Below are 14,562 nucleotides of genomic sequence, written 5' to 3' on the forward strand. Positions count from 1 at the left end.
CCAGGAGAGACCGGCCGCCTCACAAACCCGATCACCGGGGAAGGAACCGCCACCTCGCTCCCTGGCGGCATCGCCCAGCACGACCAAGACTCGGTCTACGCCGCCCAAGGACCGCAGTCTTGCCTCGGCAACAGGAGGCACCGTCCATTGCCGGTCGTCGTTGGCGCGGACAGGCTCGAGCGGAGTGCCGTTCCGGTCACGGTCGTAAAGCATGGCCCCTCCCGCCGCGAGACGTATCCGGCCTGGTTGGCCGACTCGCCGCTGACGCTAGGTGGGAAAACTTCCGCAGGTCCAGGACCAACTTCACTAAATGTGATCTACAAGTGACGTTACGTACGACGGATGGCGGTGTTCTGCCAGCAGCTTCCCGCCATCTCGTGACACGCCCGAGCATCCAGCTTCCCGACGCGCCGCACGCCGTCGATGATCGGTGCGGTTAATGCCGGCGACGGGAGTGGTGGCTGAGCGTGCGGGTGGCTGTTGTTGATCCTCTACCGATGTTCCGTTACGGCATCGTGGCGCTGCTTGCCAAGGCGGGACACGAAGTAGAGACCCCCGCCGATCCGCTCGGGTGGGCTCGGCGCTACGAGCAGGCTACCGTGCTGCTCACTGTGGACAATGATCTCGATTGGGCAATGCTTTCCCGACTCGGGAGGGCTGGTCGCGGCGTGGCGGTGGTCGCGGTCCTGGCGTCGATTACCGCCGCCAGCGGCGCTGAAGCCGTCCGCGCGGGGGCGACTTCAGTCATCAGCCGGTCCGCATCGCCCGACTCGGTGCTGCGCGTCATGGCCGGGCTGTCCGATGGCGACGCCACGCTCCCGCAGGAGGTTCTGCGGATGCTCTCGACCGAGCCGGACGAGCCGGACAACGGCGACCGGCCACCGCCGGACCAGATCGGCTGGCTCCGGGCGCTGGCTGGCGGGTCGACCGTCGCCACCCTGGCCAACGACGTCGGTTACTCCGAGCGGGCGATGTTCCGTCTACTCCACGGCCTGTACAAGCGCCTCGGCGTCCGCACCCGAACGGAGGCGCTGATGCGGGCCTACGAACGGGGCTGGCTACGCGGTTGAGGGCGCCCCTCCAAGGTCTCCCAACGCCGCCGCAATCGCCGGCTCAAGCCGGCCGCTTCCCGCGTCGAGAGTCTTGAGGAGGGAACCGAGGCGGTCGACCAACCCGGCCGGGCGGCAAATGCTGCGCGCCCGATCGAATGCGTACTCCGCCTCGGACAGCGAGGCCCGACCGTTCAGGACCAGACCACAGAGCGCGAAGCCCTCGAAGTCCCAGGCCGCGAAGTCTTTCCCGTCTCTGCGCCGACGGGCGACGGCCTCATCGCGGAGCCGGTCGAATACATCCCCGGTCTCCGGTTCCCGCAGCAGGGTCCGAACCAACGCCTGCATGCCGAGAACAAGCAGCGAGTCCCCGATGGATCGTCGTCGGGCCGCAACCTCGATCTCGTGCCGGGCTTCCTTCAGCCGCGGCGGCCTCTCGTCCAGGTAGACAGCGGCCAGAGTGGTACGGGCCTGGACGAAGACGCGTGGGTCTCCGAGGTCCGCCGCAAGATTGGCGGCGCGTCGCGCGAACACCAGCGCCAGATCTGTTTCCCCGCGCGCCAGGTTGAGGTCCGCCTCGATGTCGTAGCGGTGGCACGCCGTCAGTGGATCGGCACGCTCGTCGAGGATTTCTGCCACCTGCCGGATGCGATCCCCCGCTTCGCCGTATCGGGCACACTCGATGTCGCGACGGGCCAGCTTGAGCAGCAGCCCCATGACCCGCCCGCCTCGCCGCTCCACGTCGCCCGCCAACCGTAGGGCCTCTTCGAGGCACTCCTTGGCAGCAGCGAAGTCGCCGTAGTGGCGATAACAGCCGGCGAGCCCCTCGAGCGGCGCGACCTCCTCGGCCGGCCGACCATTCTCACGTGCGATTGACAATGCATCTTCGTAGGTTGTGACGGCGTCGTCGATGTCGCCACGCTGGAACAGCACACCCGCCAGATTGGTGAGAATGCGCTTTCGACGTGGCATGTGCCGAGCACCGTCAGCCAGCGCCAGCGCCTCCCGATAGCGCTTCTCCGCTTCGTCGAAGCGGCCAACCTCCACATACTCCGCGGCGAGCCAGTTCAGGTTGGCAAGCACATCACCGGTGCTACGAAGATGGGGCCGTATCCGTTCTCGCTGATCGATGAGAAGCCAGCTGTAGCCCCACTTCCGCAGGTACTCCTCAACGTCGTCCATGAGTTGGACTGCTCCGGAAAAGTCGCCGCACGAGATCAGGATGTCGATGCGCGCACGGTGCGCCCACAGATCGGGCAGGCGTTCGATTCGCCCAACCGGTATGCCAGCAAGGTACGCCTCGGCGCGCATACCCAGATCCCGTATCGCGGCCTCACCGCCCAGCGCGTCAATCACACGGCTGTCGTCCGGCGCCTGCAGGTAGAAACGGCCATGATCGTCTTGCCTGATAACATTTCTAGCGGCCAGCCTCCGAAGAGTTCTACCGACACGCTCCGCACCGACGACGGTCTGGACCGCATCAACGCCCACAGCGATCCTGTATACCGCCAGAGTCAGCAGGACCTGGTGGTGGAGGTCGTCCAGGCCCTCCAGAACTGCGCCGAATAGAGCATCGAGAACATCCGTGGGCTGCACTCCGGCCACGAACGCGGCCACGTCGCCAAGCGTTTCGAACTCGCTCTCGGTGAAGTCGAGCAACGCGAACATCAACTCGGCCGCGCGAGGATTGCCACGGGTCCGTTCGTGCAGCAGATCCCACGTCGCATCGCCGACGTGGGCCACGCGGTAGACGCCCTTGCCGTCCAGGACCGCGAAGAACGCCTTCAACTCCTCCCTTGTCAGCCCTTCGTCAAATTTGTGTACGTCGGCGTCGTCGACCCATCCACGATTGCGCTTCGGCTGCTCACGACCGACGAGCAGCACTGAGACCCGATGGTCGGTGCGGTCGGATAGCAGCTGCAGGGCATCGTCGAGGCTAACGTCGCGAAGCGCCCGGGATCGGTCAACCAGGTGATCGGCCGAATCGAGCGCCACGACTACGCGCTGATGTGCGTTCCGATCGAGCAGCGGATCGAGCCGGCCGAGAAGAAGGTCGCCCGAGCGGCCGGATGCACTTGCCAACGGGCTGTTCTTGCGGCCGAATGCCTGTTCAAGCGCCGCTACTAGGTCAGCCGCACCGAACGTGGACCCCGCATGGATGTCGATTGGGCGCACGGCGAGATCATTTTCAGAAGCCTGCTGCAGGGCGTTGAGGCGCCGCCGGAGGGCATATGTCTTGCCGATCCCTTCCGGGCCCGCCACGATGAGGATACGAAACGCCACATCGTCGATCAGATGAGCCCAGGAGGCAAATCCCTCTCTCGTACCTCTAACGCGTGCGGGCTCCGGAGGCGGCAGACGGTTGAGCGCCTCCTGCGCGGCGCGGGCGGCAAAGGTGACGAACCACCGGTTGGCCCGCAGGCCGCCCGAGGTTTTCCGACCCGCGAAGATCAGCGCGGTCCCGGTAAGCGCCAGCAGGAGATTGGGCTCCCAGTCGTTCAGAGTCCAATTGTCGGCAAGGATCGACCGTCGGCACGCACGGGAAACGAGCCTCCCCACACGGCCGATGTCATCAGGAAACGTCCGAGATCGCTTGCGCTCACCGAGCATCAGGTCGATCAGCGGTGCGCCGTCGTCAGGCAGATCCTCCATGCGTCTCGCGAGGATTGAGCAGACGAGGTACATGGGGTCGTACGCGAGGAAGCCATCCGTTCGGTACGTGGACAGGTCGATCAGTAAGAAACGTCCGAAGTGGCGGGCGCCAGTGCGCGCGGCCGGAATCAGAATGTTCTCGGTGTGCAGGTCGCCGTGACTGTGTCCCCGGAGGACCAGCATCGTACGTCCCCTCAGGGCACCGCCATACCGGACTAAATGCACAGGATTGGGAAGGGTATCGCCGTCGCCGGGCAACTGCTCGCGGCCCCTGTCGAGCAGCTCAGGCCAGTTCGTCCGGAGCCATTCGTGGAGCGGACCCCGCGCCTTACAGGTCCACCCTGCCATCTCCTTCAGATACTCGTCGGCCGTCTCTTGCTTGACCTGCCGCTCGGGGGCACCGTTCCAGTCTTCGACAATGGCCTTCACCACACCTTCGCAGGCGGCACCGAGCCGTTCGTCCCCAAGGAGCACGCTCAGCGGGTCAGGTTCACGGCCACCAAGCGTCGCGCACTCCATGAAAATGATGATCGAGTCACGCGCAACTGTCACCAGATGCCCTTTTCGTACGCCCACGAGCCTTCCCTGGAACGGTTGGGGCGCAGCGGTCGTGGCCGCCTCGAACTGCTTGTACTCCAGCCTCGTCCGCTCGCGGGGTGGCAGGTATTTCATGACCAGAGGGCGCGCGTCGGTGCCGTCCGCGTTCGAGACGATGACCTTGGCCACCAGCGCCGGCGTGAACCCGCCGTCGAGTTGACGAACCAACTCGACCCTCTGTCTCAGGTTCTGGCACCACGTCTCCAACATGCCGGACGCCTGCCGGGGCAGCAGGCGACGCAGTTCTGGGTCGAGCGGCGCATCGATCATCGTCCCTCCCGACCAACGATTGACGTAGGCATCGCCACCTTGACACAGTGTGACGGTTGTATCACTCGAAGGGTAGGGACATGGCCGGATCTAGCGGTGGGGAGATCGGACGGGCCGCCGGCCGCACCGAGTTGATCTGGGGAATCGTCTCGGTTGGGGTCGGAGCGGGTGCGATCGTCATCTATGCCGTATCGGCCGACCAATTCGCATCCGTGCTGGCGTCGGCGTTCATGCTGGCCGCAGCATCTGCGGTTGCGGGCGGCCTACTCGGCTTTCTGTTCGGTGTGCCCCGAGCCGCCGCAGGCCCCGGCAGTGACGGTGCACCTTCCAGCCGTCGGTACCGCGCGAACACCAACCTCGAGCAAATCTCTGACTGGCTCACCAAGATCCTTGTAGGCGTGGGGCTCGTTCAGTTCGACCAGCTCATCTTTTTCGGCGGCAGGCTGCTGCGCGGTGTCGCCCCCGCGCTCGGTGGCACCTCCACCAGCGTGCCGTTCGGCGGTGCACTGCTGTGCTACTTCACGATCCTCGGTTTTCTCGGCGGATGGTTACTCACGCAGCTCTATCTCGGCCGCGCATTGTCATCCGCAGACCACGCTCTCGATCTGCTGCTCGCCGCGGACCAGGCACAGCAGAAGGGTGCTGACGTACAGGCCGCCAAATTCAGGGAGGAAGCGATCCAACTGCTCGCCGCAGCCGGGGATCCAGCTGGTAGATACGAGTCGACCCGACGGAACCTGCCATCGGGACCAGGCCGCACCGACGAACTGGAGCGGACAGTATCCACTGCACGGCACGAGGCTGCCATCGGCCGCTGGAATGCTGACCAGGTGCGCGCCCTGTTCGACTCGGGGCGCGACGGCGACCGCATCACCGCACTCGGCCTCATGCAGGGAGACATAGCGCATTTGGCCGATCTCGACTGCGTGTTAGAAGCCATCGGCGAGTCGCGTTCTGGGTTTGAGCAATATCACGCGCTACTGACGGCATTCATGCTGCTCGAATCCCTTGACGCCGGCCAGAAGCAGCGTCTAACCAATGCTGTCGAGGCGCAGCGTGGTCCAGGCGGACACATACGGCCCGGCAAGGAAAGATATCTGCTAGCCGAACGCATTCTTGCCGCGCGATGACCGGCTCGTCGAGCGGGCTCGGCCGTTGACGGTTTTCCGGCTGCGGTTGTGCCGGGAGCTCGCCGGAAATTGCCTCGCCTGAGACGATGGAGGAACGTGTTTGCATCCTCCGGATTGGCTGGGATTCGTACACCTGTACCCACCTCACCTGCAAACGCAGACAGCGCGTCACACCGCGTTTGTCGACGCGCCGACCGCGGACATCAACGACCAAGCCAACAGCGCGCTCCCATCAGGCGCACGCGGCATAGTCCGCGTGGAGTTACGGTGTCGATCTCTCTCTCGGACACGTTAACCCCCACCGTGGTCGTCAGGTTCATGACGGATCAGGTGGGGGTCGCTGTTTCAGTGCCAGGCTCAGGCTTGTGGTCGGCTGGCTCGTGATAATGATCGTGTTCCTGTCGCAGACCACGGTCAGATGGTTGGCCCGCAGGTAGGCTGCCATGTCACCGGCATCGGCGCCAGCGTCTCCGGCCGGACTTGCGGCCTGCAGTCCGATCTTGGCGACGAGCACGTCCTCCCGGAGGTAGATCGGCTTCGGCCCGCCGGCCGGCGCTGGTCCTGCCCTAACATTTCCGTGCCTGCACCGATACCCCGGATGCCCGTGTACCAGTGCGCGTCGTAACGCCGTCCACACGGGCGACAGATCACCAGCCCGGTGAGTGCGTACCGGTAGTCGGCCAGGGCCGGCACAGCATTGACGGACTGCGCCCTGACGAAGTCGGCCTCGCTGATCAGCGGCTCATGAGCGACGCAGGTCGAGATCACCCACTGGGCTTTCGGATTCCACCGCCGTACCGCCCCACGACTGGTGCGCTTGTCCTGTACCGTGCCAGAACTCGTTTCGGCTGGTGGTGGAACCGGGTTCAGGCCGCTCGGTGGTACTCGTTGATCGTGCCGCCGAGGATGCGTCGTCGTCGGATCGCCGCGTCGAGCGGGATCACGACGGTGGGGTCGTGCTCAGGTGGATGTTGGGCCAGGCTCTGGTGCGGGCGGTGCCGGTTGAAGTGGGCGACATACTGGTCGAGGACCTGCCGTGCGTGGCCCTCGTCGTAGATCAGCACCCGGTCGGTGCACTCGTGCCGGACGGTCCGTACGAACCGTTCGATGTAGCAGTTCGCCCGCGGCGTCCGCGGCGGGATCCTGACCACCTCGATGTCCTCGTCGGCGAGGACGGCGTCTAACGAGCCGGTGTACTTGCCATCGCGATCCCGGATCAGGAACCGGAAGCCGTCGATGCGACAGCCCAGGCTCATCACGAGGTTACGGACCTGTTGGGTACACCAGTCCCCGGTCGGCTGCGCGGTGACGCCGAGCAGGTTCACCCTTCGTGTCCCGACCTCCATCGCGACCAGCACATACAGCCGGCGCAGCAGCACCGTGTCCACGTGGAAGAAGTCGACCGCCAGCAGTCCTTGCGCCTGCGCGCGGAGAAAGGTTCGCCACTGGGTGTCCACGCCGCGGGGTGCCGGCCCGAGCCGGGCTGTGGCGAGGATGCGTCGGATAGTGCCGGCCCCGACATGATGGCCGAGGCCGACCAGCTCCCCCTGGATCCGGCGGTGCCCCCAGCGCGGATTCTCTTCCGCCAGACGCAGGACCAGGTCGCGGACCTCGCCGCTGACCGGAGGCCGGCCCGTCCGGTTCGGGTAGGTCCAATGTCGTTGGACCAACCTGCGGTGCCACGCCAGCAGCGTCGCCGGGGTGACGATCCGATGCGCCCACAAGCGACGCGGCAGCACCCGGGACAGCGCCGACAGCACCGCCCGATCCGGCCACGACAGCCGGGGCCGACCGACCTGGCGGCGCAGCACCGCCACCTCGTGACGCAGGACCAGCAGCTCCGCGGTCTTGGCCTCGTCGTCACGGGTCAGTGACGCCAGCCAGCCGAACACCTGCACCGACACCCGATACAACAACCGCACGAACACAAACCCCGACCATCACCCACCCGGCCGTCGGCCCAGCTCACACACCGTGCGACGAGTTTTGGCACGGTACAGGGTCAGATCGAACGCCTCCAAAATTTCCACGATCTCCCTGTCAGACTTGGTCACGGATCCCCTCGGAACGGGTCGGCTACCTGATCAGCAATCAGCAGCCAACCCCAACCGAGGGGATCTCCCGTTCATCGACGAAAGTCAGGCGTTTCCGGAAGATCATGTGACCGCGGGCACGGAATTCTCATGTCCGCCAGCCCGGACCAAACTGTCCGCCAACCCGGATTTTTCCGTGTCCGCTGGCAGGCACGGCCGGTCGTGTGGGCCGGCGGGTGAGCCTGACGGGTACGGCGGTCATGCTGAGGTCCTTTCGCTGTGCTGGCAGTAGGTTTGCAGTGGTGCCTTCGCTTCCTAGCAGATGCGGGTTAGCGGGGGGTTAGCGGCCGGCAGACCCAGCAGGTGGCCGACAGCGTGCAGCCCCTGCACTCACCGGTGCGAAGCATCTGCCGACCGAGGTACTGGCCACGTCATGATCGTCGACACGGGCGCAGCCGGACTGGTAGTCGCCTCGATAACCGGTCGGGTGCCAATTCGTTGATGAGACATCGTGTTATGAAGGAGGGGACGGTCTTCAAGCATGGCGGAATCCGCCCTGGGTGACGGCAGCCGGAGGCGAAGGGCCCTGGCCGCGTCGGTTCTGATCCTGCCGACGTTGGCGGCCCTGTTCTTGATTGGCGCTGTCTTTCTGCGTGGCTCGGCAAGGACATACTCCGGTCTGCTCGGCATCGCCGCGATCCTCGGCGCCACGTACGTGGCGGTATGGAGTCACCTGGTTCTCAACGAGGTGGCGGTCATCCTCCAGGGCACAGTCGATCGGTTCGACGAGGTTGTCGACAACGTCATGCCGCCGTTGGCGGCGTTGATCGCCATACCTCCGGGTGAAAAGCGCAACGGCGAGGCCCGCCGGTTTGTGTCGTTGATCCTGGCCCTGGCGCACCAGCAGTGCGGGTTGAACCCGTTCCCCAGGAGAACGATCCGAAGCGTGCTGTACAGCCTTTCACCCGATGGGATGGCTCTGCGCCGGTACGACTCGGAAGGGTTCCGGGGCGACCCACCCCGGTTGTCGTTCACTGACTCCGATGATGATCCGGATCGTCGGGTGGTGCAGATCGCCCGCAGTGACGAGGCACTGCACGAGGAGGACATCGACGATCAGGCTCGTAGCTACCGTTCGAGGATCCTGACGCCGGTCCGTACCAGTGCCAGAAAGTACGGCATCCTCATCGTCGATTCGGACATCCCGATGTCGCTGACAAGTCACGATGTTCGTCTCTTGATTTTTCTGGCTCGCTCGTTAGGCGTCGCTCTTGCGCATCTGGGTGGTTACGCGACGGAGTTTCTCGGGCACAATGGTGCCATCGGCGACGAAGGTGTTCCCGGTGTGCCAACGCAGCAGAAGCGCGACGACACGACCGGCAAAGTGGGGTCGAGCAATGACTAGGTTCACCGGGCGACTGCTACTCCGAAAATCCCTCAGCTCTGCGCGATCCGGGTCCGAAGTCGAAACGGGATCCCGGCCGAGGTCGATCTCGCTGAGGTCCGACGAAGGTCGGTTGTACATCGAGGGCCACCTCGGCCGGGATGCCTATCTAGGCAACCGCCCCACGGTGATCGACGAACAGCCACAGGTCATCTCGGACCTTTCCATCCGCCGGGTGGCTCACTGGTCCCCGTTGACGCTGATGCACCTTGCCGGCGCCGCGCTGTACGCCGGTACGGCGATCACGTTGTTCTTCCTCGGTCGTTCCACCCAGGCGGTCGTAGCACTCATCTGCGCGGGCGGCGGAGCCGCGTTCGCGTTGGCCCGGTTCACCCGATCCAAGGCCCGCTGACAGGCCCGGGCCGGGACGTGGTCTCAGCAGAGGTGGACAGCCAGCGCCGCGGCATGTGTGGCGTCGTCGCCCTGCAACGCGATCCGCAGCTGTTTGACAGCCGTGGAATCCTGCCGTCCGTCGAGTTTCAGCTGGCCGATCGCGCGTCCCCAGGCGACGTCGTCGTTCGCCGCCGACACCAGCAGGCCGAGACCGCGGCCCGCGTCGATCGGTGCGTGCAGCCGACGTTGCAGCGCCGGCCATCGCGTGACGATCTCCGCCAGCAGCAGGAGATGTCTGGCGCGATCGACGGCAGCCTCTCCGCTGCGCGGGAACCGCTGATCGAGTACCTGCGCGTAGAAAGACCACACCGTTAGCAGCCGCTTGATGTCCCGGGCCGACCGATGTGCGTATGCCCCCAGCCGCCTACGGAGGAATTCGCGCACCTCGGGATGACGTTCCAGCGGAGCCGTCGTCACGATCGGGATGGCCGCCAGGGAGTCGTCATCGGTCGCGGCGACCGGTTCGTCTTCACTCCAGCCGAAGTCGGCGCCGACACCGGTCACCGGCGCCGGATCGTCGTCGCCCGGCACCGACACCTCTGAGCCCGAAGCTACACAGACCGAAGCCTCCTCGACCGACGGCATTCCCGTCGCCGACGCACCGCGCAACGGCTCCAGCTCCACCGTCGTCGAGATCTCCTTGCCCAGCAGATGATCGACGAGTCCGTCCGTCGTCTCGTCGTCGGGACGGGGCAGTGCGATCGGAAGCTGGATCAGCTTGCGAAGGAAGGTCCAACCCGGCGACGGATCCTCAGGGTGCAGCAGATCCGTCGGTGTGGTCACGTCGCGGTAGATGCAGTCCAGATGCGCCGCAACGATGACTGGGTCGAGCCCTAGAACGAAACGGCAGTGCGGCAGTTGATCGGAGAGGAACAGGTTGACCGCTTCGAGCACCTCCGCCGTCGTCTTGGGACCGCACCGGTCCAGATCGTCGATGAACACGACCAATTCCACATCGGACGTCCGAAGGTCGCTCAGGACTTCCGCGATGTCGTGCTGAAGCAGGTACAAGTAACCGGACCGGGCCTGATACAACGGGTCGACCACCGGCAGCGGCAGACCCCAACCGGTGGTTCCCGCACCACCGCTGGACAACGGGCCGCCGAAGAGCTCCGGTGGTAGCCATCGAGACGCGCGGCTGGTGACATACCTGAACCACCAATGCAGAAGCCCGAGAAGGAACAGGACGACAGGAAGAATGACAGCGACATGCGTGCCGTGCAATTTCGTGTCGATGAAAGCTGCCTTGATCGGGTAGCGGATTTGTGGGTCCAGGAGCCGGGCCGCCGCCGGCGCTAGGAGTGCGAACGCCGCGAACGCGAAGACGGGTGATATCGTCCGGCGGCGCAACAGCCGCTGGAGCGCCCGGACGTCGACGTGGCGGGCGTTGCGACTGAACCAGTAGGACTCGCGCTCCCGGTCAGTCGGGTAGAGCACCGGCGCGGCCGCGTGCAGGATCGCGTTCGCGAGCCCCGCCCACACCTGTTCGCTGGTCTGATGCGCCCACGGATTGAACCACGCAGTGACCCGGCGCTGTGTTGGCGGATCCGCCTGTGGTTCCACGGTCGGCCGACGCCCCGCCGCCTTTACCCACCCCATCGCCTTGGTAATGAGCCGCACACCCGACTTCAGCGGCTGTGGCCGGCCGAGCCGGGCGTCAGCCCGGGCCGCGGTCAACGTCGGGGTACGCCGGCGTTCGGTGGGCTGCGGATGACCACTCTCGCGCAGTTCGCTTTCGACCATCCGAAGGAGGCTGGTCTTGCCCGAGCCCCACGCCCCTTCGACCGAGCAGACCGTCGGCCCGACGGCATCGGTGGGAACACCGCCGGGTTGGTACCGCGACGTGCTGATGGTCGACGCGAGCGCTGCAACGAGGTCACCCCGGTCGAGTTGGTCGGTGTCGGCGGCGCCGTCGGCGGAACCTGGGAAGAGAACGGACCGAAACTCCGTCGTGGGATCGAGGAGTCCGACGTGTCGCGCGGAACCAGCGAAGGCGAGCAGCGGCCCGCGGCCGGCGACCGGGAACGGCGTCACGCAGAACACTACCGATGACGGTGTCTCGTGCAGGCTCGTCGACCGGCGTGGGCCGGTCGCGTCGGTTAGGCCGACCACGCCGTCGCTGCCTGCCCAGGACAGTAGAGTCCGCCGGTCGGAGGTCGGTATGACGGCGAGGGTGAGAACCCAGCTTCTGCGTTGCACCAGTACGTCACACCGGGGCGTGGTGGTGAGGTCGAGCCATCGTCGGACGGAGCCGTCCTGGCCGGCTGACGCCAGGAACGGCGTACCGTCAGGGAGCGTCGTCGCGGCCAGCGCGTACACCGATCCCACGTGTCCGGTTAGGGGTGCGACCCGCTCGGCCAGTGTCGCCATGTCCCACAACCGCACGGTACCGTCCGATCCCGCCGAGGCCAGGAGTACCTCGTCGGCCGACAGCCGTACGGTCGTGAGCGCTCGAACGGGCATGGTGTGACCGGCCATCGGCGCACCGACGCGTTGCCCGGTGACCGGATCCCACAGCCGGATCCTGCCGTCTCTGCCGGCTGCGGCGAGGACGGTGTCACCATTCGGCATCGGGACGGTGGTGATCGTGTAGATCGGAGCACCGGTGCCGTTCGAAATCGCCGGCTGTGGCCCGTCGCCGGCGCCAAGCTCCCACACTCTGATGGTGCCGTCCTGTCCGGCCGCGGCGATGCGGGATCGTCCATCGTCGACGGCGACGGTCGTCAGGGCGAAGACGGCCCTACCGGGCTCGGTTTCGATCCGATGTACCGGAGCCGATCGGAGGGGATCGCGGATAACAATCCCGCCGTCGTCGTCGGCGACCGCGAGGAGATGACCGTCGCGGAAGGCGACCGGCGCGACGGCCCAGATCCATCCGGTCGCCGGATCGACGGTGGAGACGCCGCTGTGCAGGTCCCACAGCCGCACCCGACCGTCCCGGCCCGCGGAGGCCAGGATGGTCGCCGCTTCGCGCGATCGCAGGGCGGAGAGGGCGAACACGGTGCCGATGTGGCCGGTCAGCGGCGGACGGCTCGCTGGCCGGCCCGCCAGGACGTCCCAGAAACGGACGGTGCCGTCCTGACCGGCCGATGCGAGCGTACCCCTGTCGGGGTCGTTCGTGATGACGGCGAGGGCGTGCACCGCGCCGTGATGGCCCGCCATCGGTGATTGAAGCTGTTGGTCGGCGTTCAGGTCCCACGTGACAATCAGGCCGTCCTCGCCGCTCGACGCGAGCACGCCGCCGTCGCTCGTGGGAACGCAGGCCAGTGCGTATACCGCGCCCCTGTGGCGCAGGGGCAGCGACCTGATCAGCCGACCGGTTTCGGGCGACCACAAGCGGACGACGCCGTCCTCGCCGGCCGTGGCGAGCATCTGACCGTTGCGCGTCGGGACGGAAGTGAGCGCGGACACCGAACGGCCGTCGCCGACGGTCATCTCCGCGATCTGCTCGGCGACACCGGGCTGCCACACCCGGACGGTGCCGTCCCCGCTCGCCGATGCGAGCAGCGACTGGCCATCCGACGCCGCGAACGAGGCAAGGGCGAGGACCGAGCGCTGGTGCCCTCGCATCGGTTCGTGGATGAATCGGCGGCTCTCGATGTCCCACAGCCTGAGGTCGCAGCGCTGGTCGCCCCACACGAGCACGTGCTCGCCAGTCGGCAGGCGCAGGCTCGTCAGCGCTCGCATGGGATCGGTGCGGAACGCGCCGTAGCCGCGTGCCCGTCGGCCCGTTGCGGGATCCCAGAAGCCGAGGTGCCCGTCCTCGCCCGCCGAGGCGATGACTGATCTATCAGGCGAGAGCATGACTTCGGTCAACGCTCGAATCGGTCCTGACACGACGATGAGGCCGCCCTTCCTACAACGAACAGGGGCGCGGCCGCTACGCGACGCGCGGGTTACACGTTCCGCTTGACGATGTGTCTTTCGCGGTAGGCCTTGCGATGAGGCTCGCTGAACGCGCGGCCTCCGCTCTTGATCCCGACGACGACATCCGCAGGGACCGCGCGGGCCATTCCGCTAACGACCCCAGCGCCCGCGAACAGCGTTTCAATGACGGCCACCATGCGAAGGCGCGACGGTCCGCTTCGCCTCAGCGCGGCAACCGGTCGTGCCCGGATCTGCCAAGACTCGTAACGTCAACCTCAGACCTCGCACTCCTTGGCCCGCGCCGCAACTACGGTGTCCGCGGCCCGGTCTGTCGCTCCGCTCGGCGGTCAACCTCGTCATATCAAACCGGAATCGCTCGGCTGCCGCCCGAACGATTGCGTCAGGCTCAGTCCCATCACCCATAACGGTTCCACCGAATGGCCTGCACGCCTACGTGCCGCAACAGACGCGTTACATTAGGTAGCAGTACTGGCACTTAGGGTCACGAACGGCGGCCGCCACGCCAGGCGGATCAAACAACTAGCTTCGATTCATTTCCGTGATTCCTCGAATGGTCGGTCATGCGGAAATCATGATCGGCCGAGAGAACCGGCCCTGCGGGGACTCGGTTCGTTTGGTTCTCGGACAGGCCCCGTCACGCCAGTTGAAGACGATGCGCCGGTCAGACGCACTCGCAGATGCAGATCTGTCGGAGTCCGCCCGGGTCATCCAACAGACCCGCACTCGCTCAATCAGCCGATTTTAAGCCGACCGCCTGCTCGATCAGGAGACGCTTTCCCTGCTCAGCAATTGTTTGCGACCGTCCGCGTGGCCTGCCCTGTTGCACGAACCCACGCTTCGCCACCCGGAGGCGGGCAACCACCTTCCTTCACGCGACGATGAGATCCGCCGAGAGCACCGACCTCGGTTGGAAAATGGTTCGTGTTGAGCCTCGGACACCAGTCTTCGCGGAATCCCACGCCAAGTGGACATTCGGCCGGTTGGCGGGAACTACCGGACGCCGGATCAGCACACCTGATCGAGACTTGGATCGAGGGGCCGTGGCCCGTCGAGCGGTCTGATCTTGCCGTTTTCCCGAGCCTGCGTCATCGGCTCGGTCGACGATG

The 14,562-nt window shown here is 66.0% G+C and carries 8 protein-coding genes; 4 read left to right on the forward strand and 4 right to left on the reverse strand.

Translation table 11 applies throughout. The features are described from left to right. Positions 1–497: 497 nt before the first annotated feature. Positions 498–1,070, forward strand: a complete 573-nt coding sequence (locus Vau01_RS53210; RefSeq protein WP_204009229.1) for a helix-turn-helix domain-containing protein — start codon at positions 498–500, stop codon at positions 1,068–1,070. Here the strand turns inward: Vau01_RS53210 and Vau01_RS53215 are convergent. Next, positions 1,059–4,568, reverse strand: a complete 3,510-nt coding sequence (locus tag Vau01_RS53215) for a tetratricopeptide repeat protein (RefSeq protein WP_204009230.1) — start codon at positions 4,566–4,568, stop codon at positions 1,059–1,061. The two genes, Vau01_RS53210 and Vau01_RS53215, sit on opposite strands and share 12 nt — an antisense overlap. Before the next feature lie 80 nt (positions 4,569–4,648). Here Vau01_RS53215 and Vau01_RS53220 point away from each other — a divergent pair, with 80 nt between their 5' ends. Further along, positions 4,649–5,698, forward strand: a complete 1,050-nt coding sequence (locus Vau01_RS53220) for a hypothetical protein (RefSeq protein WP_204009231.1) — start codon at positions 4,649–4,651, stop codon at positions 5,696–5,698. Positions 5,699–6,014: 316 nt separating this feature from the next. On the opposite strand, the gene Vau01_RS53225 is transcribed toward Vau01_RS53220, so the two are convergent. Together Vau01_RS53225 and Vau01_RS53230 are read right to left on the reverse strand one after the other, a co-directional pair. Then, the gene (locus tag Vau01_RS53225) at positions 6,015–6,212 is read right to left on the reverse strand and encodes a hypothetical protein (protein WP_204009233.1); all 198 of its coding nucleotides are present in this window, start codon (positions 6,210–6,212) and stop codon (positions 6,015–6,017) included. Between the two features lie 352 nt (positions 6,213–6,564). Next, a complete protein-coding gene (locus Vau01_RS53230; RefSeq protein WP_239152716.1) occupies positions 6,565–7,620 on the reverse strand; it encodes an integrase core domain-containing protein in 1,056 nt (351 codons plus the stop codon). Positions 7,621–8,272: 652 nt separating this feature from the next. Here Vau01_RS53230 and Vau01_RS53235 point away from each other — a divergent pair. Together Vau01_RS53235 and Vau01_RS53240 are read left to right on the forward strand one after the other, a co-directional pair. Further along, positions 8,273–9,136: a GAF domain-containing protein gene (locus Vau01_RS53235; RefSeq protein ID WP_204009237.1), complete on the forward strand. Its 864-nt coding sequence runs from the start codon at positions 8,273–8,275 to the stop codon at positions 9,134–9,136. 214 nt (positions 9,137–9,350) lie between these two features. Next, complete coding sequence (locus tag Vau01_RS53240) at positions 9,351–9,527, forward strand: hypothetical protein (protein WP_204009239.1); 177 nt, start codon at positions 9,351–9,353, stop codon at positions 9,525–9,527. Between the two features lie 23 nt (positions 9,528–9,550). Here the strand turns inward: Vau01_RS53240 and Vau01_RS53245 are convergent, their stop codons facing one another. Next, a complete protein-coding gene (locus Vau01_RS53245) occupies positions 9,551–13,384 on the reverse strand; it encodes a P-loop NTPase fold protein (protein ID WP_204009241.1) in 3,834 nt (1,277 codons plus the stop codon). Positions 13,385–14,562: the final 1,178 nt, after the last annotated feature.

Origin of the sequence: Virgisporangium aurantiacum (assembly GCF_016863635.1) — a bacterium.
Lineage (GTDB): Bacteria > Actinomycetota > Actinomycetes > Mycobacteriales > Micromonosporaceae > Virgisporangium > Virgisporangium aurantiacum.